This window comes from Vogesella aquatica, assembly GCF_028548455.1.
GTDB classification, from domain to species: domain Bacteria; phylum Pseudomonadota; class Gammaproteobacteria; order Burkholderiales; family Chromobacteriaceae; genus Vogesella; species Vogesella aquatica.
This window is the reverse complement of record NZ_JAQQLF010000009.1, coordinates 14,465-37,403: the sequence shown is the minus strand read 5'-3', so window position 1 is coordinate 37,403 and position 22,939 is coordinate 14,465. Positions and strand designations below refer to the sequence as shown.

Here is a 22,939-nt window from a genome sequence, read left to right as displayed (position 1 = left end):
TGGGGTGTCGGTGTTGGCAGGGCTGCCAAACAGTTTGCCTAGTCGGGAGAACATATTCGTGCGCCAAGTCGGGATTACCCGACTATTTTAATCAGGTTTTGCGCCCGCCGACAGGCGCCGGGGGCGCGGGGAATGCCGCAAATGATAGCCCAAAGCGCCGCCTGCCGCCTGCGCTGGCGGTGCGTTGGCAATAAGCGCTGGCCTAAGTGGCTGATTTCGCGTAGAATCCCCGGCCTTTTTGTCAACGTGACGCGGTGCTTTGCTGCCGCGTCATGGTTTTTTGAGGTGTTCTTTTGTCTGCCAATAATAAAATTGCCCACCTGTCTGTTGCTACCTTGTTGTTCCCGCTAGCCCTGGTGTTGTTCGAGTTTGCCGTTTATATCGCCAACGACATGGCGCAGCCGGCCATGCTGCAAGTTACCCGCGAGTTCGGCGTGGACGCCGGCTGGGTGCCGCTGTCGATGACCTTCTTCCTGCTGGGCGGCGCGGCGCTATCGTGGCTCACCGGCCCGCTGTCCGACCGCTACGGCCGTCGCCCGGTGCTGCTTTCCGGCGTGGTGTTCTTTATCGTGAGCTGCCTGGCCACTTATCTGGTGGGCAGTATCGAAGCCTATATGGCGCTGCGCGTACTGCAAGGCATGGGGCTGTGCTTCATCAACGCCGTGGGCTATGCCGCGGTGCAGGAAGCCTACGCCGAGAAAACCGCCGTGCGCGTTACCGCGCTGATGGCGAACGTGGCGCTGATTGCCCCCATGGTGGGCCCGCTGGCCGGTGCCGCACTGATCGAGCTGGCGCCGTGGCGTAGCTGCTTCCTGTTTATTGCGGCCTGCGCGCTGCTGGCGCTGCTGGGCCTGTGGTGGAAAATGCCGGAAACCGTACAGCCTGCGGCCAACCCGCGCCCGCTGTCGCGTATGGGCGGCGACTACCTGCAGCTGCTGCGCGACCGCCGCTTTGTGTTGTCGGTACTGTGCATCCCGATGCTGGCGCTGCCGCTGATGGGCTGGATCGCGCTGTCGCCGGTGCTGCTGGTAGAAGACCTGGGCATGAGCACGCTGGAATACGGCCTGTGGCAGCTGCCAGTGTTCGGTGGCTTGATCGCCGGTAACCTGCTGCTGGCCGCCCGCGCCGAAGCCTGGCCGCTGGGCCGCTCGGTGCTGCTGGGCATGTGGCCGGTAGTGGGCGGCCTGGTGCTGATGCTGGCCGGCGTACTGTATGGCCATTACCAGCACATCTTCCTGGTGCTGGGCATGAGCCTGATGGCAGTGGGCGAGGGCTTGTCCTTTGGTGTGCTGTACCGCTTTGCGCTGATGAGCAGCCAGCTGCCCAAAGGCGTGGTGTCGGCCGGCATGAGCATGCTGTGCATGGCCGGCTACGGTATCGGCATCGAGCTGTTCCGCTGGGCGTATATCGCCGGCGGCATCACCGGTTTTGCCCTGCTGTCTGTGCTGACCGCGCTGGCCTTCGTGTGGATGGCGCGCCCGCAAGTGGCGGTGGCCATGGCCGAGCGCGACGACCCGGACCTGCTGCCGCAATCGGCCTGACCGGCGCGGCCGCTGGCCCTGTCTGCCAGCGGCCAGCGCCTGGCTGACCCCGCTGCTAGCGTTGCGGCGGCGGCGTAATTTCACAAGGTTGGCCGCGATGACTGTCGCGGCCAACCTTTGTCGTTATAATCGATGGTTTACCGAATACCTTTCACCGGACGCTTCTCCATGACCACACGCAAGATTCTGGTGACCAGTGCACTGCCTTACGCCAACGCGGGGCTGCACCTTGGCCACATGCTCGAACAGATCCAAACCGACATCTGGGTGCGCTTCCAGAAGATGCGCGGCCACGAGTGCTACTACGTGTGTGCCGACGACACCCACGGCGCTCCTATCATGCTGGCAGCCGAGAAGCGCGGCATTACTCCCGAGCAGCTGATTGCCGAGGTAGAAGCGCTGCACGTAGCCGACTCGCAGGGCTTCCTGATCGGCCACGACAGCTACTACAGCACCAACAGCCCGGAAAACAAGGAACTGGCGCAGCAGATGTACCGCGCGCTGCGTGCCGACAACAAGATCACCTCGCGTACCATCGAGCAGCTGTTCGACCCGGAAAAGCAGATGTTCCTGCCGGACCGCTTCGTGAAGGGCGAGTGCCCGAAATGCAGCGCCAAAGACCAGTATGGCGACAACTGTGAAGTGTGCGGCGCCACCTACAACCCCACCGAGCTGAAGAACCCGTACTCGGCGGTGTCTGGTGCCACGCCGGTGCTGAAAACCTCCGAGCACTACTTCTTCCGCCTGGGCGAGTGCGCCGATTTCCTGCGCGACTGGACCAGCGGCAATACACGCCGTGCCGACGGCGTGGTACAGCCGCACCTGCAGCCGGAATCGCTGAACAAGATGAACGAATGGATCGGCGGCGGCCTGCAGGACTGGGACATCAGCCGTGACGCACCGTACTTCGGCTTCGAGATTCCTGACGCGCCGGGCAAGTACTTCTACGTCTGGCTGGATGCGCCCATCGGCTACATGGCCAGCTTCAAGAAGCTGTGCGCCCAGCTGAACCTGGACTTCGACGCCTGGTTCAAGCCGGATACCGGCACCGAGATGTACCACTTCATCGGCAAGGACATCCTGTACTTCCACGCGCTGTTCTGGCCAGCTACGCTGAAGTTCTCCGGCATGCGTGTGCCTACCGGCGTATTCGCTCACGGTTTCCTTACCGTGGACGGCCAGAAAATGTCCAAGTCGCGCGGCACCTTCATCACCGCCAAGAGCTACCTGGAATGCGGCCTGAACCCGGAGTGGATGCGCTATTACATCGCCGGCAAGCTCAACAGCCGCATCGAAGACATCGACCTGAACCTGGGTGACTTCGTGGCGCGCGTGAACTCGGATGTTGTCGGCAAGTATGTCAACATCGCCAGCCGCGCCGCCGGCTTCATCACCAAGCGCTTTGGCGGCAAGCTGGCCGACAGCGTGCAGGATGAAACCCGTCTGCTGGGCAATATCGCCGCCGAGGCCGACAATATCGCCGCCGCCTTCGAAGCGCGCGAGTACGCCAAGGCGCTGCGCGAGATCATGGGCATTGCCGACGTGGTGAACGCCTACGTGGACGCCAACAAACCGTGGGAGCTGGCCAAGCAGGAAGGCCAGGAAGCGCGCCTGCACGAAGTGTGCACCGTGCTGATCAACGCCTTCCGCCTGCTCACCATCTACCTGAAACCGGTACTGCCGAAAGTGGCGCAAGACGTAGAGGCCTTCCTCGACGTGGCACCGCTGCAGTGGGCCGACGCCGGCCAGCTGCTGCTGGGCCACACCATCAAGCCGTACCAGCACCTGATGCAACGCGTCGACCCGGTGCTGGTGGACAAACTCATCGAAGCGAACAAACAGACCATGGAAGCACAAGCACCGGCCGCTGCGGCCAACTACGAGCCGCTGGCCGACACCATCAAGATCGACGACTTTGCCAAGCTGGATCTGCGCGTGGGCAAGGTACTGGCCTGCAACTTCGTGGAAGGCTCCGACAAGCTGCTGCAGTTCACCATCGACCTGGGCTTTGAACAGCGCAACATCTTCTCCGGCATCCGTTCCGCCTACCAGGAGCCGGAAAAGCTGGTAGGTCGCAAAGTGATCGTGGTAGCCAACCTGGCCGAACGCAAGATGCGCTTTGGCGTATCGCAAGGCATGATTGTGTGCGCCTCCGGCACTGACGACAGCAGCGGCCTGTTCCTGCTGGATACCGACGACGGTGCACAGCCAGGCATGCGTGTAGGCTAAGCCGTATCGCCATTTGCACCACAACGCCCCGCATTGCGGGGCGTTTTTTTTGGCTGTCATCCGGCGTTCATTTGCCGCTGCTAAGCTGTTTGACATGACACGGGAACCACGTAGTCCTACGTATGGTCAATGTCTTTGACACTGTGTATGGTGTGCTGTAGCTTCAAGCTGTTTTACCAATAGTTCATAACAAGAATGAAAACTGAAAAGGAAATAGACAATGCGTATTAACCAACTAGAGCCAGGCCATAGCATCCTGGAAGTCACCGATAAAGGTGAAGAGCTGCGTTTCGAGGTAATGGACGTGCGTGCTGTAGGCCGCCGTTACGAAGTGACCATGCGTACACCCGCAGGTGTAGAGAGCGTCATGTATCCGGCTAACGCTTACGTACAGACGGCAGCCTGAGTTATTTTTGTAAAAAGCTTGACGCGGCAGTGCAGTACAGATATAGTTGCTCCTCTCTGTCGCGGGATGGAGCAGTCTGGTAGCTCGTCGGGCTCATAACCCGAAGGTCGTAGGTTCAAATCCTGCTCCCGCAACCAAGTTTTCGAAAAGCCAATCGAAAGATTGGCTTTTTCATTTCCGGCAAAGCAGCCTGGAAAACAAATTGATAATTACAGTAAATAAGTCTTGACGAAACAATAGTTACTGTATATTATTCAACACATCAGACGCGGGATGGAGCAGTCTGGTAGCTCGTCGGGCTCATAACCCGAAGGTCGTAGGTTCAAATCCTGCTCCCGCAACCAAACACAAACCCCTGATTCAATTGAGAAATTGGATCAGGGGTTTTGCGTTTTCCCTCCTCTGTTTTGGGCACAGACCGGCCTCTGTGCCCATTTCTGTGCCTAAGCCGTGCCCACAGCACATCCCTGATGAGGTTTTTTTGACCTTTGGGCTGAATGGGCACGCTGTTTTGTCGTGACCTTTGGGATTTCGGCGCGTTTTGTGCCCACTGGGCACAGCTCTACTTCTGACTACCCTTAAAAACGGGGGGATTACCGTCTCACTGGACTGAACCATCACCTTTGCAAGGTGATGGTCCGTCTCGTTTAGCGCAAGGCAATGATGCCGCGTAGCACCTTCTTGAAGGTGTCGATTTCCTGTTGTGTATAGCCTTCGAACACCTGCTGCTGCTGGCGGGCGGCAATGTCCCACAGCATGGCAGCCTGTTGGCTGCCATCGTCAGTGAGGTGATAGCCGTGTTCACCGTTGCTCACCAGGCCTTTGCGACGCAGTATTTCTTCGGCTTGCTCGATTTCCCGCACTGGCATAGCGACTTCGCGCAGCAGGTCCCCCATGGCCAGTTGCGCATCGCCTTCCAGTACCATCAGCATGCGGGCTTCGCTGGTGCGCAAACCGGTTGCCAGTTGTTTGGGCTGGTAGTGCGCCTGGTAGCTGCGTACGGCTTGGGTCAGCAGGTAGTACAGGTTGTCGCTGAGCCTGCCCTGGAAGGTGCTGGATGGGGTGCTGCCTTCTTCGCGTTTCTGCATGCGGGCGTGCGGCAATACCATGGAATACGTGCCTTGGTGGTACACCAGTGGAGAACGGCCCAGGTCATCGAAGGCCACGACTTTACCGATGAAAATCCAGTGGTCGCCGCCGTCGATTTGCTGGTATTTCTCGCACTGGAAGCGTGCCGCGCAGTCGGCAAATTGCGGGGCACCGCCGGCGCCGCAGTCGTGGGCAATGCCGGCAAACTTGTCTTCCTTGGGGCGGGCGAAATGGTTGGACAGTTCGATCTGGTCGGCGGCCAGGATGTTAACGGCAAAGTGGGTGGCTTCATCGAATACCGCGTAGCTGCCGGAACGTTTGTCGATGCTCCACAGCACCAGTGGCGGGTCCAGCGAGACGGAGTTGAAACTGTTGGCCGTGACGCCGGCTTTGCTGCCAGACGGGGTGGCGGCGGTCATGATGGTGACGCCGGTAGCAAAGTTGCCGAGCGCACGCCGGAAAACGCGCGGGTCGAGTTCGGAGGTGGGGGTGGTCATGGGGTGGCTCCTGTGGATGGGGCGGGCCCGGTCAGCTGGGCCACTTTGTGCGGGATAGGCGGATCAGACCATGGTCGGGTCTGGTTCCAGCCCCATCAGCTCACGCCCCAGAATCTGGGCGCAGACGTCGTAGTCGGTATAGGCGTGGGCACCGGTCATGTGGGAGTCGCGGAACAGACGCTGCAATTCATTCCCTTCCATCCAGCTAGCGGCGCCTGATGCACCGAACAGGCGGTCGACAGCGGCAATGCACATCTTCACGGCGTAGGCCTGATTGGTACGCCAGTAGGTCAGGGTTTCACGCGTGGGGTACTGGTGACGGCGGCCGTGCTCGGCGTGGTCTTGCCAGGTTTTTTCCAGGAATGCACGTGCCGCCGCTACTTGGTGGGTTGATTCAGCCAGGCGCATCAGGGCTGGGGTGGCGGTGCCAACGCTGGCACTGGTGTAGGCCCGTACACGGTTCTGGGTTTTTTCCTTGAACGCTTGCAGCATGCGTTCTGCGACGCCCAAGCTGATGGCGGCAAAGCCACTGGCAAAGTAGGGGCGGTACGGGGTGTAGAAAATGGCGCTGTCCGGGTAGAGCTCAAAGCCGCTGGAGCGGCCTTCCATCATGTCTTTGGCCGCCTCGATACGGTGATTCGGGATGAAGGCGTTGCGGATCACCAGTGTTTTGGAGCCACTGCCCTTCATGCCCATAGAGAACCAGTTGTCGCGAATCTCGTAGTCGCTGCGCGGCAGGACGCCAAAGCTGTAGACCAACTCGCCTTCGCTGTTCTTACGGCGCATGCCCACGATGGCCCACTCGGCGTGGTCACAACCACTGCTCCAGCCCATCTCGCCACTCAGATACACGCCGCCATCGGCCTCTTCGATCTGGCTGAATGGGGCAATGCTGCTGCTGGCAGTGGCGTCCGGGTTTTCGCCCCAGACTTCTTGCTGTAGCTGCGGCGAGAACATGGCCAGCTGGTGGCTGTGGGTGCACAGCAAGCTGAAGGCCCACGCGGTGCCACCGCAGGCGCCTGCCAGGGCGGCCACGCAGTCGGCAAACTCGGGCAGGGAGATTTCCAGACCACCGTATTGCTTGGGCTGGAAGGCGCGATGCATACCGATGCTTTTCAGCAATCTGATGTTTTCGTCTGGTACTTTGCGCTCTTCTTCTGCGCGCTGGGCGTTGGCCGCAATAGCCGGCAGGATGGAACGGAGTTTTTCCAGCAAAGGATTGTGCTTATTCATGATCATCTCTCTCCATGATGTGTCGTGGTCTTGCCAGCCTTGGCCCGTATCGGGCGTTACCGGGTTGGGCCGGCTATCTGTGGCGTTGGCTGTGACTGCATTATGCGGAGCGTCAATCGCGGTTGAAATGTAACTTTCGGGTGTAAATTTGTACTTTTCATCGTTTTTTGATTGAGTGGGGCACCCTGGAAGCATCGTTCGATACACGGTGAAAAACGGGCAAAAAAATACCGGCTCGAGGCCGGTAAAAAGAGGAAGCACCTGCGAACAACGGCCATCCGTTGTCAGTGACGCTGCCACGGGGAGGCAGCAGGCAAGCCGGTGCAGATACCGGCTTGCCGGGTTCAGTACACGCTGCTGGCCTGGGGTGCTGGCGCGAGCGTATCGCGGTAGCGGGCAGCCAGCGCTTCGGCGCTGCGTGCCAGCAAGGTGGTGTCTACGCCGACCGCCACGAATTGCGCCCCCAGCGCAATGTAATGACGTGCCAGCTTCTCATCCGCCATCAGGATGCCGGGTGCCTTGCCGTGGGCACGGATGCGACGGATAGCATCTTCGATGGCGGCCTGGACTGCCGGGTGCGTCGGCTGACCCAGGTAACCCATGTCGGCAGAAAGGTCGGCCGGGCCGATGAACACGCCATCCACGCCTTCGGTGGCAGCTATCGCATCCAGCGCGGCCAGGCCGGCTCGGGTCTCGATCTGCACCAGTACGCAGATCTCCTGCTCGCAGGCGTGCAGGTAGTCGGGAATACGGTTCCAGCGCGAGGCCCGGGCCAATGCGCTACCCACGCCGCGGATACCGTGCGGCGGGTAACGCGTTGCGGCCACGGCTTGCTCGGCTTCGGCAGCGCTTTGCACCATGGGTAGCAACAGGGTTTGTGCACCGATATCCAGGATCTGCTTGATGCGCACCGGGTCGTTCCAGACCGGGCGCACGATCGGGTGGCTGGGGTAGGGGGCAATGGCCTGCAGTTGGGCCAGCATGCCCTGCAGTTCGTTGGGGGCGTGCTCGCCGTCGATCAGCAGCCAGTCGAAGCCGGCGCCGGCCAGCAGTTCGGCACAGTAGGCATCGGCCAGGCCCAGCCACAGGCCAATCTGGACCTCGCCGGCCTTCAGTGCGGCCTTGAAGCGGTTGTGCGGGTTTTGCATCGTGGTCTCCTGCTAGACAAAGCGGCAGCTGATGGCACCCAGCGGGCCGTAATCCACATGAAAGGTATCCCCCGGTCGTGCGGCCACCGGGCGGGTAAACGAGCCGCCCAGAATCACCTGGCCCGGCTTCAGGCTAACGTCGAACGGTGCCAGTTTGTTGGCCAGCCAGGCCACCCCATTGGCGGGGTGGTTCAGTACGGCCGCGGCTACGCCGGATTCTTCAATCACGCCGTTGCGGTACATCAGGGCTGATACCCAGCGCAGGTCCAGTTCGGACGGCCGGATGGGGCGGCCGCCCATCACCACGCCGGCGTTGGCCGCATTGTCGGAGATGGTGTCGAACACCTTGCGTGGGCGGCCGCTGGCCGGGTCGATGGACTGGCTGCGGGCATCGATGATTTCCAGCGCCGGAATCACGTATTCGGTGGCGTTGTAGACGTCGAACAGGGTGATGTTCGGGCCTTTCAGTTCCTTGCCCAGAATGAAAGCCAGCTCCACCTCGACGCGCGGCACGATGAAGCGGCTGGTAGGGATGTCGGCCCCGTCATTGAAGAACATGTCATCCAGCAAGGTGCCGTAATCCGGCTCGTCGATTTGCGACGACATCTGCATGGCGCGGGAAGTCAGCCCGATCTTGTGGCCTTTTACCACGCGGCCTTCGGCCAGTTTCATGTCTACCCAGCAGCGCTGGATGGCGTAAGCGTCTTCAATGGTGATGTCCGGGTACTCCAGCGAAATCTGGCGAATCTGCTGGCGGTCCTGCTCGGCTTGGTGCAAGCGGCGGGCAGTCTGTTCGATGATGTCTTGGCTAAGCATGAGGTCTCTCTGTGGGTGAGGTCTGTGGCGTTAACGGTTTAGCGGTCCAGGCCGCCGAAGCACAGGTATTTGATTTCCATGAAGTCTTCCAGACCGTACTTGGAGCCTTCCCGGCCCAGCCCGGACTGTTTGATGCCGCCGAAGGGGGCGACCTCGGTAGAAATCAGCCCTTCGTTGATGCCCACCATGCCGGCTTCGATGGCCTCGGCCACGCGCCAGATGCGGCCAACGTCACGGCTGTAAAAATAGGCCGCCAGACCGAACTCGGTGGCATTGGCCAGACGGATGGCATCCGCCTCGTCCTTGAAGCGGAACAGCGGTGCCAGCGGGCCGAAGGTTTCTTCGTGCGCCACTAGCATGTGCTCGGTAACCTCGGTCAGCACCGTCGGCTGATAGAAGTTGCCCCCCAGCGCGTGCGGCGCGCCGCCAGTCAGCACGCGGGCGCCCTGGCTGACCGCATCGTTGACGTGCTCGGCTACCTTGGCCACCGCCTTGGCATTGATCAGCGGGCCTTGCTGTACTTGCCCGCTGTGGGCCGGGCCTACCGCCATCTGGCTGACCGCTGCGGCCAACTTGGCGGCAAACGCGTCGTACACCCCGTCCTGTACCAGGATGCGGTTGGCGCAGACGCAGGTCTGGCCGGTATTGCGGAATTTGCTGGCCATGGCGCCCTGCACAGCGGCGTCCAGGTCGGCGTCGTCGAAGACGATGAACGGGGCGTTGCCGCCCAGTTCCAGCCCCAGTTTTTTGACTGTGCCGGCGCACTGTTCCATCAGCAATTTGCCGATCCGGGTGGAGCCGGTAAACGACAGCTTGCGTACCGCCGGGTGGCGGGTCAGCTCGGCACCGATCTCGCTGGCGCGGTCGCCGGTAACGATATTGAGTACGCCGCGCGGCACGCCGGCACGCTCTGCTAGCACGGCCATGGCCAGCGCCGACAAGGGGGTTTCGGCCGCCGGCTTCACTACCACGGTACAACCGGCCGCCAGTGCCGGGCCCACCTTGCGGGTGATCATGGCATTGGGGAAGTTCCACGGGGTGATCGCCGCCACCACGCCGATGGGCTGCTTCAGCGTGACCAGCCGACGGTCTGTCGCCGGGCTGGGAATCACATCGCCGTAAGCGCGTTTGGCTTCTTCGGCAAACCATTCGATGAAGCTGGCCCCGTAGGCAATCTCGCCACGGCTTTCCGGTAGCGGTTTGCCTTGCTCCAGGCTGAGCAACTGCGCCAGGTCTTCCTGGTGCTGCATCATCAGCTCGAACCAGCGACGCAAGATCTGCGAGCGTTGCTTTGCCGGCAGGTTGCGCCAGGCGGGCAGGGCTGCTTCGGCCGCTTCGATTGCTCGACGGGTCTCGGCACTGCCCAGCGAGGCCACCTCGGCCAGCACGTCGCCGGTGGCCGGGTTGTGCACGGTAAAACGGGAGCCGTGGTCGCCGGCTACCCATTCGCCGTTGATGAAGGCCTGGTTACGCAGCAGGCCGGGGTCTTGCAACAAGTTGCTCTGTGTCATGGTGGGTGCTCACATGGGGGTAGACGTGGCTGACGACGCGGGCGTCGCCAGACGTTGAAGTTGCAGGCTCAGCCAGGCACCGGTACCGCACAGGGCAATCACCAAGCACATGGCGGCCGGGGTACCGTCGTGCAGCCGGGCTACGGCAGCGCTGGCCAGCATGCCCGCGGCAAACTGGCCGCTGGCGGCCAGCGCCATGGCGGCGCCTGCCCGGCTGGCGTGCTGTTGCAGCAGCCTGGCCATGCAATTGGCGCCCACCGAGCCGGTGAGGCCAACGCTGACCAGCAGCGGCAGGACGACTGCCGTTAGCGAACCGGCACCCGCCAGCCACAAGGCCGCGCCTGCGACGGCGATGGCGCCGGTCTGCCACTGCAGCAAGGTGTCGGCGTTGCTGTGTATGGCCAGGCGCTTGTTCAGCCAGGTGAAGGCGATGACGGCGACGATGTTGAGCCCGAACAGCCAGCCGTAGTGTTGTGCCGGCACGCCGAAGTAATGGATGTACACAAACGGCGAGCCGGTGATGTACGCAAACATCGCGCCGAATGTCAGGCCCAGCGCCAGCAGATAACCTAGCGAGTGGCGGCAAGCCAGTACCGACCGGTAAGCCAGAAACGCGTTAGCCAAGCCGGCGCTATGGCGCTGTGCTGGCGGGTGGGTTTCCGGCAGGCGCAAGGCGACCCGCAACAGGATCAGCGCGGCAAAGATCGTCAGCGCCAGAAACAGGCTGCGCCAGCCAGCCCATTGCAGCAGCAGGCCGCCGAGTAGCGGGGCCAGCAGGGGAGCGATCATGGTGACCAGATGCAAGGTAGACAGCACCTGGGCTGCGCGTGCCAGTGGAAACAGGTCGCGCACCATGGCCCGGCCCAGCACACTGCCGGCGCCGCCACCGATGCCCTGTATCACGCGCAGCGCAACCAGCTGCTCGCCGCTTGCGGCCAACATGCAAGCCAGGCTGGCCAGCAGGTAGAGCGAGATGCCAAACAGCAGCACCGGCCGTCTGCCGTAGCGGTCGGACAGCGGGCCGTACAGCAACATGCCCAGACAGAACCCGCCCAGAAAGCCGCCGATGGTCAGCTGGATCAGCCCGACCGGTGCGTGCAGGTTGGCCGCAATGGCCGGCAGCGCAGGCAGGTAGAGATCGATCGATAGCGGGCCGAATGCGACCAGGGCGGCAAGTAGCCAGATCAGGCGCTCGGGGGCGGATGCGTGCGTGTTCATGCGGGTGGGGCTCAGGCCGGGCGGAAGCGCTGATGGACGTTGTTGTGCTTGTAGCTCAATTGCTGTGGCAGCTCGCTAAGCTCGAAAGTCAGGGCCAGGTAGCGGGTGTCGAACAGCGGCTGGAAGTGCGCCTTGATCAGTTCGAACAGCCCTTGGGCCGTGTATTCACGCTCTTCTGCGCTACGGCCGTAACCGATTTTCAGCGACATGTGCACAAAGGCGTAGTCAGCCTCGCCATCGGCCATGCGCCAGGTGTCCAGCCAGTGGACACGGCTACGGATACCGGCTACCGGGTACAGGCCGGTGCCGATCAGGAAGTCGTGAGCCTTGCGGAACAGTTCCGGCAGCTCGGCCTGTTCGCGGATGTTGTCGGTACATTCGAGAATAAAGTGCGGCATGACGGTCTCCAGGGCCACCGCCGGGTGAGACGGTGGCCGGTGGCATTACACGGGAAGGATGACGTTGATCTGGCCGGTGCCGGAGCTGCCGAAGTAGGGCGTTACCACCTCGGCCTTGCCACGGTATTCGTCCCAGCCCAGCGCGCCCAGCAGCATGGCGGTGTCGTGCATGAAGCCTTCACCGTGGCCCTTGTCGGCGTACTCCGGCAGCATGGCGCAGAAGGTTTTCCAGTCACCGCGTTGCCACATTTCCACCACTTCGTGGTCCAGGGTTTCCAGGAACGGGCTCCACACCTTGTGCAGGTACTGGTCGGCCACGCCGTTCTGGGCAAAACGGTGCGATAGCGAGCCGCTGGCAAAGATGGCGACGGTGCCGTCGTACTGTTCTTCGATGGCACGGCGCATGGCAGCGCCCAGCGTGGCGCTGTCTTGCAGGTTGTGCACGGTACACAGCGCAGAAACGGATACCACTTTGAAATGCTGGTCTTCGTTCATGTAGCGCATCGGTACCAGCGTGCCGTACTCCAGTGCCAGCGTGGTGTTGTCGTGAGCGCGGGTGTGCACGCCGGCTGCAGTGGCCGCATCGGCCAGCAGGCGCCCCAGCACCGGGTTACCTTGGTACTCGTATGGCATATTCTTGATGAAGTGTGGCAGCTCGTTGCTGGTGTAGATGCCGGCAAAGTGCGCGGCCGAATTGATGTGATAGCCGGAGTTCACCAGCCAGTGGGTATCGAACACGACGATGGTGTCCACGCCCAGCTCACGGCAACGGCGGCCGATTTCCTTGTGACCATCGATGGCGGCCTGACGGCAGCCCTTGTGCGGCCCGTCCAGCTCGGACAGGTACATGGATGGTACGTGGGTGATCTTGGCGGCAAGCGCAAGTTTGCCCATGGTGGTCTCCTCGATTCTCTGTAAACGTTGGCGGTGGGGTGGTAGGGTCTTGTGGTGATGGCCAGGCGGTGGCCTGGCCATCACGGCTTATACGCCCCAGCGCGGGATGTGGTGGCTGCCCATCGAGACGCAGACGTTCTTGATTTCGGTAAACACTTCAAAACTGTAAGCACCGCCTTCGCGGCCGGTACCCGACGCTTTTACGCCGCCAAACGGTTGACGCAGGTCGCGGACGTTCTGGCTGTTGATGAATACCATGCCGGCTTCGATGCCACGGGCCAGACGATGGGCCTTGCCGATGTCCTGGGTCCAGATGTACGACGCCAAGCCGTACTCCACGTCATTGGCCAGTCGCAGTGCTTCGGCTTCGTCCTTGAATTTCAGCAGGCAGACCACCGGGCCGAAGATTTCTTCCTGGGCAATGCGCATGCGGTTGTCCACGTCAGCAAACACGGTCGGCTGGATGAAGTGGCCGTTCTGCAGATGGGGGGCCAGGTTGGCCGGCCGCTCGAGACCACCGGCCAGCAAGGTTGCGCCTTCTTCCATACCGATACGGATGTAACCGGTAACCTTGTCGTAGTGTGCCTTGGTAATCATGGAGCCGACTTGAGTTTTCGGGTCTTGCGGGTCGCCTACGATCAGGTTGCGGGCACGACGGGCAAACTCGGCGACGAATTCGTCATACACCCCTTCCTGGATGAAGATGCGGCTGCCGGCAGTGCAGCGTTCACCGTTGAGCGAGAAGATGGTGAACAGGGCCGCGTCCAGTGCACGCTCCAGGTCGGCATCGTTGAAAATCAGCACCGGGCTCTTGCCACCCAGTTCCATCGAGTATTTCTTGATGCCGGCACTCTGCATGATGCGGCGGCCGGTAGCGGTACCACCGGTAAACGACACGGCACGTACGTCCGGGTGGCGTACCAGCGCGTCGCCGGCATTGGCACCGTAGCCCTGCACCACGTTGAACACACCTACCGGAATGCCGGCTTCCATCGCCAGACGGCCCAGCTCGTTGGCGGTCAGTGGCGACAGTTCCGACATCTTCAGTACAGCGGTATTACCCAGTGCCAGGCAGGGCGCGGTTTTCCAGGTAGCCGTCATGAACGGCACGTTCCACGGCGAGACCAGGCCGCAAACGCCTACCGGCTGGTACAGCGTGTAGTTCAGCATGCTGTCGTCCACCGGGTAGGTGTGGCCGTCCATGCGGGTGCACACCTCGGCGAAAAAGTCGAAGTTGTGCGAAGCGCGCGGAATCAGCACGTTCTTGGTCTGGTGGATGGGCAGACCGGTATCCTGGGTTTCCAGCTCGGCCAGACGCGGTACGTTCTGGTCGATCAGTTCGCCCAGACGGCGCATCAGGCGCGCCCGTTCTTTGGCCGGGGTGTTGGACCAGGCCGGGAAGGCAGCTTTGGCTGCCGCGACCGCCGCGTTGATCTCGTCGGCGCCGCCGCTGGCGACTTCGCCGATGGCCTCGCCTGTGGCCGGGTTGAAGTTGGTGAAGGTGTCCTTGCTTTCGACTTCGCGGCCGTTAATCCAGTGCTTGATCATGATGTCTTCCTTGGCTGTGCGGCGCTGCCGCACCGCTGAATCGGGGTTGTTGCGGCTCAACGGCCTCGCAGGTTTTCGTATTCGGTCTCACTGACGATGCGGTTGACCAAGCGGCCAACGCCTTCCACTTCCACCACCACTTCGTCACCTGGCACGACATCTGCCAGCCCTTCCGGCGTGCCGGTGGCAATCATGTCGCCGGGCGACAGCGTCATGAAGCTGCTCAGGTATTCGATGAGGAAAGGAATGTCGAACACCATGTCGCGGGTGTTGCCCTGTTGGGTCAGCTTGCCGTTAACCCAGGTGCGCAACGTCAGATTGGCCGGGTCGGCCACGTCAGCCTTATCTACCCACCACGGCCCGATCGGTGTCAGCGTGTCGCGGTTTTTCACGCGCAGGTTGGGGCGGTAGTAGTTTTCGAGGAAATCGCGTACGGCGTAGTCATTGCAGACGCTGTAACCGGCCACGTAGTCCATGGCGTGTTCGCGGGAGACGTGTCGCGCGGTCTTGCCGATGATGACGACCAGCTCGCACTCGTAATGCATGTAAGCCACGTTGTCCGGGCGAACCGACACCTGCTGGTGACCGGTGAGGGTGCTAGGCGATTTCAGGAAAACCAGCGGTTCGGTGGGCGCCTTGAAGGCCAGCTCGGCAGCATGGTCGGCATAGTTCAGGCCCAGGGCGAACACGGTGCCCTGCGCCGGGGGCAGCCAGGTGACGTCGTCTGCGGACAGGCGCTGGCCGTTGACGGTAACGCTGTGATCCTCGTTGACCAGGACGTTGTGTGTCTGGCCCTGATAGCGGATGCGGGCGTGTTTCATCGTGCGGCCTCCTCTGCGATAACGGGGTTTTCCAGGCGGCCGATGCCGTCAATGGCAATGGTCACGGTGTCACCGGCTTGCAGGTCCACGCTGCGCAGCGGCGTGCCGGCAATCAGCAGGTCGCCGGGTTCCAGGGTCATGAAGCTGGAGATGTCGGCAATCAGCTGCGGTACGCTGCGGACGAGATCGGCGCAGCGGTTGGTTTCGCGCAGGGTGCCGTTAACGTAGGTTTCCACTACCAGCGTGTGCGGGTCGACGCGGCGGGCATCGATCAGCCATGGCCCGATGGGGCAGAAACCATCACGGCATTTGGCCTTGACCGCAGGGCGGTAGAAGCTGTCTTCCGGTTGGCTGACCTCGTTCACCACGGTGTAGGCGGTCACGTAAGCCAGCGCTTGTTCGGCACTGACTTTGCGCGCGGTCTTGCCGATGACGATGCCCAGAGCACCACCGGCCTGGATGCGGTCGACGCCTGCCGGAAACGGGATGGGGGCGCCGTGGCCGATCTGGGTGTTGCTGGTCTTGATGAACAGCACCGGGGCCTGGGGCGCGGCTTTGTAGGGGGCGTCCTCAAAGGCACCGGCCAGCGACTCGACTAGCGAGCAATGATTGAGCGCTGCGCCGTAGACGGTACCGGTAACCGGTGCCAGCCATTGCGGGCTTTCCATTAACGGGTTGCCGTTATCTAGCAACAGGTTGCCGTCTGCTTGCAGCGTCATGTCGCGAACCTGTCGATTAAGCAAAATGCGTCCACGCGCCATGCTTGCTCCTTCTGCTTGGGTGGCTTGCAGGCCGGCGGCCAACCTTTGGCGGCCTGCTGCTGCAAATTAGTTAACATGTTAAATTTATACGGCGCGCTGATTGTTCTTGTCAACACCCCGGCTAAAGCATTTGCTGAATATGTTCACTATGCCGGCGGATCACGTGTACTTTGCACCGGGAAGCCGGTACTTTTCGCAGGCAAGGCGCACCTTGCTTGTGCAGTCATCTGCCCCTTACCAGGAGAAACTCATGTCTACACCTTGCGATACATCCAGTCTGGCCTATGTTTGCCGGTCGCTCACGACGGCAGCTGCGCTGCAGGCTGTCGAAGCCGCCGTGGCGCATGGGTGCCTGTTGGGTGTGCGGGTCAATGCTGCGGTGGTGGACCGTAGTGGGGTGCTACTGGCCTTTCTGCGTTGCGAGGAGGCGCCGCTGCATTCTGTCGAAATCGCGATGGACAAAGCCTATACCGCAGCCAGCTTCAACATGGCGACCGAGCAGTGGGCTACCCGGTTGGCCGAGCGCAGTGACGCTGTCCGGGCTGGTCTCTACGGCCGGCCACGCTTTGCCGGCTTTGGTGGCGGCCTGCCTATCCTGCTGGGGGGCGAACGCATCGGAGCCATCGGGGTGTCCGGTGCCAGCGAGGCGCAAGACGTGGCCTGTGCCGCTGCCGGTCTGGCGGCCATTGGTGTGGAGGTATGACCGTGGCGCGTGAACGCAGCCCTATCCCTAATATCGATATCGGCAAGGAATACGACAGCCCCTATGCCGCTGCAGAAGTGTCCTACGAGCGGTTTGGCAAGCTGGCGGCATTCTTTGGCCGCAATATGCCGGTGCATCGTCACGACCGGTTTTTTCAGGTGCATTACCTCGCCAGCGGGCAGATACGGCTGTATCTGGAGGAGGCGCAATACATCGCTCGGGCGCCGCTGTTCTTCATGACGCCACCGACCGTGCCGCACGCCTTCATTACCGAAGAAGATGCCGACGGGCACGTGCTGACGGTACGGCAAGAGCTGGTGTGGCAGCTGCTGGCCACCTTGCCCCGGCAGGAAACCGAGCTTCGGCTGATGACGCCATTCTGTGTCGAGCTGGGCAACGTACCTGAGGCGCTGGCCACCGAGGCAGCACGCTTGCCTCAGCTGTTTGCCTTGCTGGCGGCGGAATTCACGGAGGCGGCGGCCGGGCGTGAACTGGCACTGCAAGGGCTGACTCAGCTATTGCTGATCAGCTTGCTCCGTCTGGCCAGCGAAGCAGGCGACAAGCAGCACTTTCGCCGCGAAGACTTGCACATTTACCACCGTTTCAACGCCCTGATCGAGCAGCACTACCGCGAACACTGGGCGCTGTGGCGTTACGCCGAGCAGATCGGCGTAACCGAAGCCCGGCTCAACGACATCTGCCGCCGTCTGGCCGACCTGCCATCCAAACGGCTGGTGCATGACCGGCTATTACAGGAAGCCAAACGCTTGCTGATTTTTTCCGGCAGTTCGATCAACGAAATTGCTTACCACCTGGGCTTCAAGGACCCAGCGTATTTTTCACGTTTTTTCCTGCGCGACACCGGGCGCAGCCCCAGCGATTATCGTGCGGCCAACCTGCAGGCCGAGTCGCTGCCGCCGCCGATTCGATTTGCCGATTCCGGATAGCCCCTGTTGCGTCGGCGCACAGATACTGCATCGCCCCACCTCAAGGAGTGATGCCATGCTGTCTGTTTTTCGCCGCGCCTGGCGCCGGCCCGATACCGCGCGCCTGTTGCCGCTTGCTGACGTTGCACCGCCGTCTTCGACTGCCGGCGATGTGTTGCCCGCCGTGGATGACGCGCCGGTTGTCCGCTTGCTGCACACGGTGACGGCCATGCAGCACGGCATGGTGCGTGGCCTGGATGCCCAGCGGCAGTTGGCCGCAGAAATCGAAGTCCGCAGCAGCCGCATGCAATCGGCCCTGACGCAGTCGGCCACCCAGGTGCAGCAAAGTGCCAGCATCGCCGATGGCCTGCGCCAGGCACTGGCCGCCGAAGTGGCGCAGGTAGCCGGTGATATCCGGCGTGAGTTGGCCGCCGCCGTTGCGCTGATTGATCACAAGGCCGCGCAGGCGCTGGGGGTGATCGAAGAAACCAGCGACATCGCCAAGATGGTGAACCTGCTGGCGCTGAATGCAGCTATCGAGGCTGCCAGGGCCGGGGAGCAGGGCCGCGGCTTTGCCGTGGTGGCCGATGAAGTCCGCCGTCTGGCACAGCGCACGCTGGAAAGCTCGGCGCTGGCCATGCAGCACATGGATCTGGGGGAGGTGCAACAGCAGGTTGCCGCGCTGGTCAGCGCCAGCGATGCCAAGCTGGCGTCGCTGATCGACCGGCTGGGCATACGGCTGGGCGACATGGCGCAATTATTTGATGCGCTGGGTAGCAATATGCAGGCGCTGAGTGATACCAACCGGCTGGTGACCGAAGCAGCGCCGCAGGTGGCCCAGCGTGCCGCGCTGCTGCTAGGCCATGCCGAGCGGGCTGCCCGCGTGGCCAATAGTCTGGCGGAAGCTTTGCCGCAGCCAGTGGCCCAGCGCCAGCAGGCGGTGCAGCAGTTGTTGCGTCAGCAGCAGTTGCCGGTGCAGGCTGCTTACGATCGATTGGCCGACATCCGTGCCCGTGGGTTACTGCGTGTGGCGGTGGAACCGGCCTTTACCGGACTGTCTTTTCGTTTGCGCGATGGCCAGGCGCTACAGGGGTTGGATATCGATTACGCCACGGCTTTTGCCGGTTGGCTTGGGGTGCGGGTGCAGTTTGTCGAGCATAGCTGGGATCAGTGTCCGGACTTGCTGCACTTTGGCCGGCAACCGGGCGAGCCGCTAGCCGATCTGGTCTGGAGTGCCATGCCTGCCGGCATTGCATTGCCAGGGCTGTGGCTATCGCAGCCGTACTGCACCACGCCCTTCGTGCTGGTACGCCGCGCCGGCGATAGCCGTATCCGCAGCCTGGACGACCTGGACGGCAAGGTGCTGGGGGTGGGCAATGACCCGAGTGCCCTGGCGGCATTGCAGGCTGCCGGGGTGCGCTGGCAGGCAAACCAAGACGTGCCTGGCGGTCGCGTGCAGCTGGCCAACCTGTTGCTGTATTCCGATCAGCGGCGCATTCATGCCGCGGTGGCTGAGGGCAGTGTCGATGCCTTTGCTGTGGAGCGCACCATTTTCCACTGGGCGGCAGTGGATGCGGCCAGCCCGTGGCGGGGGCGCCTCGATATCTTGCCTACCCCGCTGACACCCACACCGTGGCATTACTGTGTTGCTGTGGCTCCGCTGGCAGAAAACACCGCCTTGCTGCAGGCCATCAATACCTTCCTGGCTGACTTTCTGCCCGGCGCGCGGCGCGCTGCTATCGAGCAGCGCTGGCAGGGCGGTGCGGTGTAATGGCTCTCCCGTGGTCCGGTGCTTGCCGGGCCATTTCTCCTTTGCGCGCCCGATGGGCGCTTTTTTTATTATCGCTTGTTCTTATCCCTCATCTGAAGGATGGTGGTGCTACACAGGGTGCGTCACACTCGATTCAGCCCCCAAGAGGCAATACAAAAAAGCAGGCTACCGGACCCCACACGCCGCATCGCAAGGAGACCCATCATGCAAGACGCTGGTATGGCTTCAACCTGCAGTCTGGCCGCACTTAGTGCGGTTCTGCTGGAAATTTACCGACTGGCGCGCGAGGAGTCGCTGTCGCGCTTCCACCAGACCGTGCTGGAGTGCTTGCGCCCGATGCTGCCTTTCGACAAAGCATGGTGGGGACGGGCTGCACAGGGCGAGGGCGGGCCACATGAGCACAGTTCCTTCCTGTTTGGCCTGCCGGAATCGTACGTAGACGACTGGAAGGCCATTCGCCATCAGGATGTTACCGTTGCCCGTGTACATGCCAAGCCGGGAGTGGCTGTGGTGGTCAATATGCAGGCGTCGGATGCGACGGACGGGCTGCGCTGGTTGGGACAGCGTCATGATATCGGCGAGCTGTTGTGTGTGATCTGTACTGATGGCGTTACCCAGCTCAGTGACCACCTGGCACTTTATCGCCGTCCCGATGCGGTAGCGTTTACACCCGCTGAGTGCGAGCTGTTGGCATGTCTGATGCCGCACCTGGCGGCGGCGGTATCGCTGAACCAGTTTCGTACCCTGCAAACGTTGCGGCTATCGCTCGATAGCCATGAGCAGCGCTTGGCGCTGGCCGTGTGTGACGGCATGGGGGTATTGCAAAGTGCTGAGCCGGCGTTTGTGGACCTGTTGCTCAGCGAGTGGCCCGAGTGGTCCGGCCCAGCATTGCCGGCCAGCGTGCGGCCGCAGGGTTATCAGGGGCGTCGGCTGCAGATCGAGGCAAAGCAGATCAACGATTTGTATTTGCTGACAGCCCGCTTCCACTGTGCGATGGCACAGCTGTCCTCCCGCGAGAACGACGTTGCTCGCTTATTTGGTCAGGGGCTGACTTATAAGGAAATTGCCCGCCAGCTTGGCATGTCACCTCATACCGTCCGCCATCACATCCGTTCCATTTACACCAAGCTCGGCATCAGTGGCAAAGCGGGCATTGCCCACTTGCTGCACCAGCGGCCGCCGATGTCCTAAGCCGTTTTCGTCTCGTCCGCCGATCGGGCGACGAGGTTGACCCCATCCTGCCATAAGGCGCTGTTAGGCCTGAGGGCGGAGCTTTGCCCATAACAAACTCACTACACAGGAGTCACACATGTCTCGTTCTCGTCGTTTTCTCGGCTTTGTCGTCTGTCTCGCGGTCGGCAGTCCACTGCCTCTGATGGCTGCAGACACCAATGCACGCGACTTTTTTGCAGCCCCTAGCGGCACTCAGCTTGGCTTGCTTTATCTGCCGACAACCACCGCCAACCGCTTCAATGGGCAGGCCGGCGATGATCGCTCGGCCTCGCTGGACACTCGGGCTCTGGTGTATCGCCACGTACTATTTACCGACGCCTGCGGCACCCTGTGCACACCGCAGTTCATCGTGCCGCTGGCCGATATCGAAGCCAAATTGCCCGGCCGGACGCAATCGCAATCACAACGCGGTCTGGCAGACCCGCAAGTGGGTGGCACGCTGTTTTACGTCAACAACCCATCCCAGCGCGAGTACGGCGGTTTACTGACGCTGGTGACCTTGCCGGTGGGGCACTATGACCGCAAGCAGCCCGATGTTTCGCCTGGGGCCAATCGCTGGGGGGCGACCTTCCTCCTCAATTACACCCGTGGGGTGGGGCGCCAATGGGTACTGGAGTCATCGCTGGAGGCGCAGTTGTTTGGCCGCAACGACGATTACGACGGTGCCACCCTTAAGCAAAAGCCGTTGTACCGGCTGCAGGCGTTTGCTTCCTACGACTTTACCCCAGCGACCTACGGTGCCCTGCGTGTCTATCACGCTCGGGGTGGCGAGTTGTCCTATAACGGCAACCCGTTGGCCGGTACTCGACAGCGTTACACCCAATTGGGCTTGGAGCTGGGGCATGCGCTGGACAGGCAGAACCAGCTGATGGTCAGCGTGGGCAAGAACGTTCAGTCCGAAAACACCTTCCACGGCAGCCAAGCCATGCTGCGTTTCGTCCACGCCTATTAAGGGCAGGCATATGCCGACTTTTTGATGAAGGAAATCCCGATGAGTGACTTTTCTCAGATAGCGGTGTCACCCGTACCGGGCCAGCGTATAGCGGACTCGGAACGCGGTTTGTTACTGGCTATTGTGGCCTTTGCCGCGGTGGTGCCTGCGGTACTGCTGATGGCGCCGGCCGTGGCGGGGCAGTTAGCCCTGCAGTTTGGCTGGGGGCCAGTGGCTATTGGCAACTTGTTTGCTGCAGAGCTGGGGGCCATGAGTCTGGCCTCGCTGCCAGCCTGGTACTGGCTGCCGCGTAGCCATTGGCAGCGTGCCACGCTGGTGGCGGGGCTGGGGTTTATTGCGGCCAACCTGGCATCGTTGATGGTGGCGTCCTACACCGGCTTGTTGGTTTGCCGCTTCCTTAGTGCGCTGGCGGGGGGCTCGCTGATGGTGCTGTGTATGTCGGCGGCGGCGCAGACGCGCAATCCGGATCGTGTGTACAGCCTTTGGGTGATGGGGCAACTGGTGCTGGGTGCCCTCGGCCTGATTCTGCTGCCGGCGCTGTCCGCACGCTACGGTATTGCAGCCTGCTATGCCGGCCTGGCCGGCTTGATGGTGCTGTGCCTGCCGCTAGCTCGCTACCTGCCAAGCGGTGCGTCACCGCAGCGTTCGTCACAGCCACAGGCTACCCCTGAGGTCGGTGGTGATCGCCGCTGGCAGGTGCTGGGTTGTGCCGCCGTACTGAGTTTTTACATCAGTCTGAGCGGCGTCTGGACCTTTGCCGGAGGCCTGGCTAGCCAGGCCGGTATCGATGCTCAGCAAAGCGGCAACATTCTCGCCATGGCGACCTTGCTGGGCGTCGTGGGCGCGGTGTGTGCGGCGCTACTCGGCCAGCGCATCCGCCGCGTGCATGTGCTGCTGGCCGGCTACCTGATGATGATGGCGGCCATCCTGTTGCTGCTGTGGCAGCCCGCCATGCCGCGCTTTACGGTGGCGACCTTCCTGTTCAAGTTTGCCTGGACCTTTGTGTTGCCATTCATTCTGGCCAGTCTTGCCCATCTGGATCGTGGGGGCCGGATGATGAGTGCCATCAATCTGGTGATCGGCGCAGGTCTGGCGATCGGGCCCGCGGTGGCCGGCCAGATCATTGCGGCCAACGGTGGCAGCTTTCAGTTGCTGTTGCAACTGGCGGTGGCCATGGCGGCTGTGTCGCTGGGCATGATGCTGTGGTTACAGCGTCGTACCCGTGTCTAACCCTATTCTGGAGT

The 22,939-nt window shown here is 62.0% G+C and carries 20 protein-coding genes and 2 tRNA genes; 11 read left to right on the top strand and 11 right to left on the bottom strand.

Features of this window, described 5'->3' with window-relative positions; translation table 11 throughout:
• Positions 1-293: 293 nt before the first annotated feature.
• The 5 genes from PQU95_RS08340 (at position 294) to PQU95_RS08320 (ending at position 4,520) form a co-directional block, all read left to right on the top strand.
• Positions 294-1,541 (top strand): MFS transporter, encoded by a 1,248-nt coding sequence (locus tag PQU95_RS08340; protein ID WP_272751574.1) that lies wholly within the window; start codon positions 294-296, stop codon positions 1,539-1,541.
• Positions 1,542-1,709: 168 nt separating this feature from the next.
• Positions 1,710-3,770: a methionine--tRNA ligase gene (gene metG / locus PQU95_RS08335; RefSeq protein ID WP_272751573.1), complete on the top strand. Its 2,061-nt coding sequence runs from the start codon at positions 1,710-1,712 to the stop codon at positions 3,768-3,770.
• A 220-nt stretch (positions 3,771-3,990) separates the two neighbouring features.
• The gene (locus tag PQU95_RS08330) at positions 3,991-4,176 is read left to right on the top strand and encodes a hypothetical protein (RefSeq protein WP_017507067.1); all 186 of its coding nucleotides are present in this window, start codon (positions 3,991-3,993) and stop codon (positions 4,174-4,176) included.
• A 60-nt stretch (positions 4,177-4,236) separates the two neighbouring features.
• Positions 4,237-4,313 (top strand) — tRNA-Met (locus PQU95_RS08325).
• A 130-nt stretch (positions 4,314-4,443) separates the two neighbouring features.
• Positions 4,444-4,520 (top strand) — tRNA-Met (locus PQU95_RS08320).
• Between the two features lie 303 nt (positions 4,521-4,823).
• On the opposite strand, the gene PQU95_RS08315 is transcribed toward PQU95_RS08320, so the two are convergent.
• From PQU95_RS08315 to PQU95_RS08265, 11 genes are all read right to left on the bottom strand, one after another.
• Positions 4,824-5,762: a p-hydroxyphenylacetate 3-hydroxylase reductase component gene (locus tag PQU95_RS08315; RefSeq protein ID WP_272751572.1), complete on the bottom strand. Its 939-nt coding sequence runs from the start codon at positions 5,760-5,762 to the stop codon at positions 4,824-4,826.
• A 63-nt stretch (positions 5,763-5,825) separates the two neighbouring features.
• Complete coding sequence (locus PQU95_RS08310) at positions 5,826-6,995, bottom strand: p-hydroxyphenylacetate 3-hydroxylase oxygenase component (protein ID WP_272751571.1); 1,170 nt, start codon at positions 6,993-6,995, stop codon at positions 5,826-5,828.
• Positions 6,996-7,339: 344 nt separating this feature from the next.
• Positions 7,340-8,143 (bottom strand): 4-hydroxy-2-oxoheptanedioate aldolase, encoded by an 804-nt coding sequence (hpaI, locus tag PQU95_RS08305; protein ID WP_272751570.1) that lies wholly within the window; start codon positions 8,141-8,143, stop codon positions 7,340-7,342.
• 12 nt (positions 8,144-8,155) lie between these two features.
• A complete protein-coding gene (gene hpaH, locus PQU95_RS08300; RefSeq protein ID WP_272751569.1) occupies positions 8,156-8,959 on the bottom strand; it encodes a 2-oxo-hept-4-ene-1,7-dioate hydratase in 804 nt (267 codons plus the stop codon).
• Between the two features lie 38 nt (positions 8,960-8,997).
• A complete protein-coding gene (locus PQU95_RS08295; RefSeq protein WP_272751568.1) occupies positions 8,998-10,470 on the bottom strand; it encodes an NAD-dependent succinate-semialdehyde dehydrogenase in 1,473 nt (490 codons plus the stop codon).
• 9 nt (positions 10,471-10,479) lie between these two features.
• The gene (locus tag PQU95_RS08290; protein ID WP_272751567.1) at positions 10,480-11,688 is read right to left on the bottom strand and encodes a multidrug effflux MFS transporter; all 1,209 of its coding nucleotides are present in this window, start codon (positions 11,686-11,688) and stop codon (positions 10,480-10,482) included.
• An 11-nt stretch (positions 11,689-11,699) separates the two neighbouring features.
• Positions 11,700-12,086, bottom strand: a complete 387-nt coding sequence (locus PQU95_RS08285; RefSeq protein WP_272751566.1) for a 5-carboxymethyl-2-hydroxymuconate Delta-isomerase — start codon at positions 12,084-12,086, stop codon at positions 11,700-11,702.
• A gap of 45 nt (positions 12,087-12,131) precedes the next feature.
• Positions 12,132-12,980 (bottom strand): 3,4-dihydroxyphenylacetate 2,3-dioxygenase, encoded by an 849-nt coding sequence (gene hpaD / locus PQU95_RS08280; RefSeq protein ID WP_272751565.1) that lies wholly within the window; start codon positions 12,978-12,980, stop codon positions 12,132-12,134.
• An 87-nt stretch (positions 12,981-13,067) separates the two neighbouring features.
• Positions 13,068-14,528: a 5-carboxymethyl-2-hydroxymuconate semialdehyde dehydrogenase gene (gene hpaE / locus PQU95_RS08275; RefSeq protein WP_272751564.1), complete on the bottom strand. Its 1,461-nt coding sequence runs from the start codon at positions 14,526-14,528 to the stop codon at positions 13,068-13,070.
• Positions 14,529-14,584: 56 nt separating this feature from the next.
• The gene (locus PQU95_RS08270; RefSeq protein WP_272751563.1) at positions 14,585-15,349 is read right to left on the bottom strand and encodes a fumarylacetoacetate hydrolase family protein; all 765 of its coding nucleotides are present in this window, start codon (positions 15,347-15,349) and stop codon (positions 14,585-14,587) included.
• Positions 15,346-16,068 (bottom strand): fumarylacetoacetate hydrolase family protein, encoded by a 723-nt coding sequence (locus PQU95_RS08265; RefSeq protein ID WP_272751562.1) that lies wholly within the window; start codon positions 16,066-16,068, stop codon positions 15,346-15,348. The genes PQU95_RS08270 and PQU95_RS08265 overlap by 4 nt, the downstream gene beginning before the upstream one ends.
• Before the next feature lie 292 nt (positions 16,069-16,360).
• Here PQU95_RS08265 and PQU95_RS08260 point away from each other — a divergent pair, with 292 nt between their 5' ends.
• From PQU95_RS08260 to PQU95_RS08235, 6 genes are all read left to right on the top strand, one after another.
• Positions 16,361-16,813: a GlcG/HbpS family heme-binding protein gene (locus PQU95_RS08260; protein ID WP_272751561.1), complete on the top strand. Its 453-nt coding sequence runs from the start codon at positions 16,361-16,363 to the stop codon at positions 16,811-16,813.
• Positions 16,810-17,760, top strand: a complete 951-nt coding sequence (gene hpaA, locus PQU95_RS08255; protein WP_272751560.1) for a 4-hydroxyphenylacetate catabolism regulatory protein HpaA — start codon at positions 16,810-16,812, stop codon at positions 17,758-17,760. The genes PQU95_RS08260 and hpaA overlap by 4 nt, the downstream gene beginning before the upstream one ends.
• 55 nt (positions 17,761-17,815) lie before the next feature.
• A complete protein-coding gene (locus PQU95_RS08250; protein ID WP_272751559.1) occupies positions 17,816-19,510 on the top strand; it encodes a methyl-accepting chemotaxis protein in 1,695 nt (564 codons plus the stop codon).
• Between the two features lie 204 nt (positions 19,511-19,714).
• Entirely contained in the window at positions 19,715-20,701 is a 987-nt protein-coding gene (locus tag PQU95_RS08245) for a helix-turn-helix transcriptional regulator (RefSeq protein ID WP_272751558.1), read from the top strand.
• Positions 20,702-20,819: 118 nt separating this feature from the next.
• Positions 20,820-21,695: a transporter gene (locus PQU95_RS08240; RefSeq protein WP_272751557.1), complete on the top strand. Its 876-nt coding sequence runs from the start codon at positions 20,820-20,822 to the stop codon at positions 21,693-21,695.
• Positions 21,696-21,734: 39 nt separating this feature from the next.
• Positions 21,735-22,925 carry an MFS transporter gene (locus PQU95_RS08235; RefSeq protein ID WP_272751556.1) on the top strand — a complete coding sequence of 397 codons (1,191 nt, stop codon included), beginning with the start codon at positions 21,735-21,737 and terminating at the stop codon, positions 22,923-22,925.
• The last annotated feature ends 14 nt before the right edge of the window (positions 22,926-22,939 follow it).

What these genes read in the sequence shown, in the direction of transcription:
- metG (WP_272751573.1), top strand. Translation starts at nt 1,710, where the DNA reads ATGACCACACGCAAGATTCTGGTGACCAGTGCACTGCCTTACGCCAAC.
- PQU95_RS08330 (WP_017507067.1), top strand. Translation starts at nt 3,991, where the DNA reads ATGCGTATTAACCAACTAGAGCCAGGCCATAGCATCCTGGAAGTCACC.
- PQU95_RS08315 (WP_272751572.1), bottom strand. Translation starts at nt 5,762, where the DNA reads ATGACCACCCCCACCTCCGAACTCGACCCGCGCGTTTTCCGGCGTGCG.
- PQU95_RS08310 (WP_272751571.1), bottom strand. Translation starts at nt 6,995, where the DNA reads ATGAATAAGCACAATCCTTTGCTGGAAAAACTCCGTTCCATCCTGCCG.
- hpaI (WP_272751570.1), bottom strand. Translation starts at nt 8,143, where the DNA reads ATGCAAAACCCGCACAACCGCTTCAAGGCCGCACTGAAGGCCGGCGAG.
- hpaH (WP_272751569.1), bottom strand. Translation starts at nt 8,959, where the DNA reads ATGCTTAGCCAAGACATCATCGAACAGACTGCCCGCCGCTTGCACCAA.
- PQU95_RS08295 (WP_272751568.1), bottom strand. Translation starts at nt 10,470, where the DNA reads ATGACACAGAGCAACTTGTTGCAAGACCCCGGCCTGCTGCGTAACCAG.
- PQU95_RS08290 (WP_272751567.1), bottom strand. Translation starts at nt 11,688, where the DNA reads ATGAACACGCACGCATCCGCCCCCGAGCGCCTGATCTGGCTACTTGCC.
- PQU95_RS08285 (WP_272751566.1), bottom strand. Translation starts at nt 12,086, where the DNA reads ATGCCGCACTTTATTCTCGAATGTACCGACAACATCCGCGAACAGGCC.
- hpaD (WP_272751565.1), bottom strand. Translation starts at nt 12,980, where the DNA reads ATGGGCAAACTTGCGCTTGCCGCCAAGATCACCCACGTACCATCCATG.
- hpaE (WP_272751564.1), bottom strand. Translation starts at nt 14,528, where the DNA reads ATGATCAAGCACTGGATTAACGGCCGCGAAGTCGAAAGCAAGGACACC.
- PQU95_RS08270 (WP_272751563.1), bottom strand. Translation starts at nt 15,349, where the DNA reads ATGAAACACGCCCGCATCCGCTATCAGGGCCAGACACACAACGTCCTG.
- PQU95_RS08265 (WP_272751562.1), bottom strand. Translation starts at nt 16,068, where the DNA reads ATGACGCTGCAAGCAGACGGCAACCTGTTGCTAGATAACGGCAACCCG.
- PQU95_RS08260 (WP_272751561.1), top strand. Translation starts at nt 16,361, where the DNA reads ATGTCTACACCTTGCGATACATCCAGTCTGGCCTATGTTTGCCGGTCG.
- hpaA (WP_272751560.1), top strand. Translation starts at nt 16,810, where the DNA reads ATGACCGTGGCGCGTGAACGCAGCCCTATCCCTAATATCGATATCGGC.
- PQU95_RS08250 (WP_272751559.1), top strand. Translation starts at nt 17,816, where the DNA reads ATGCTGTCTGTTTTTCGCCGCGCCTGGCGCCGGCCCGATACCGCGCGC.
- PQU95_RS08245 (WP_272751558.1), top strand. Translation starts at nt 19,715, where the DNA reads ATGCAAGACGCTGGTATGGCTTCAACCTGCAGTCTGGCCGCACTTAGT.
- PQU95_RS08240 (WP_272751557.1), top strand. Translation starts at nt 20,820, where the DNA reads ATGTCTCGTTCTCGTCGTTTTCTCGGCTTTGTCGTCTGTCTCGCGGTC.
- PQU95_RS08235 (WP_272751556.1), top strand. Translation starts at nt 21,735, where the DNA reads ATGAGTGACTTTTCTCAGATAGCGGTGTCACCCGTACCGGGCCAGCGT.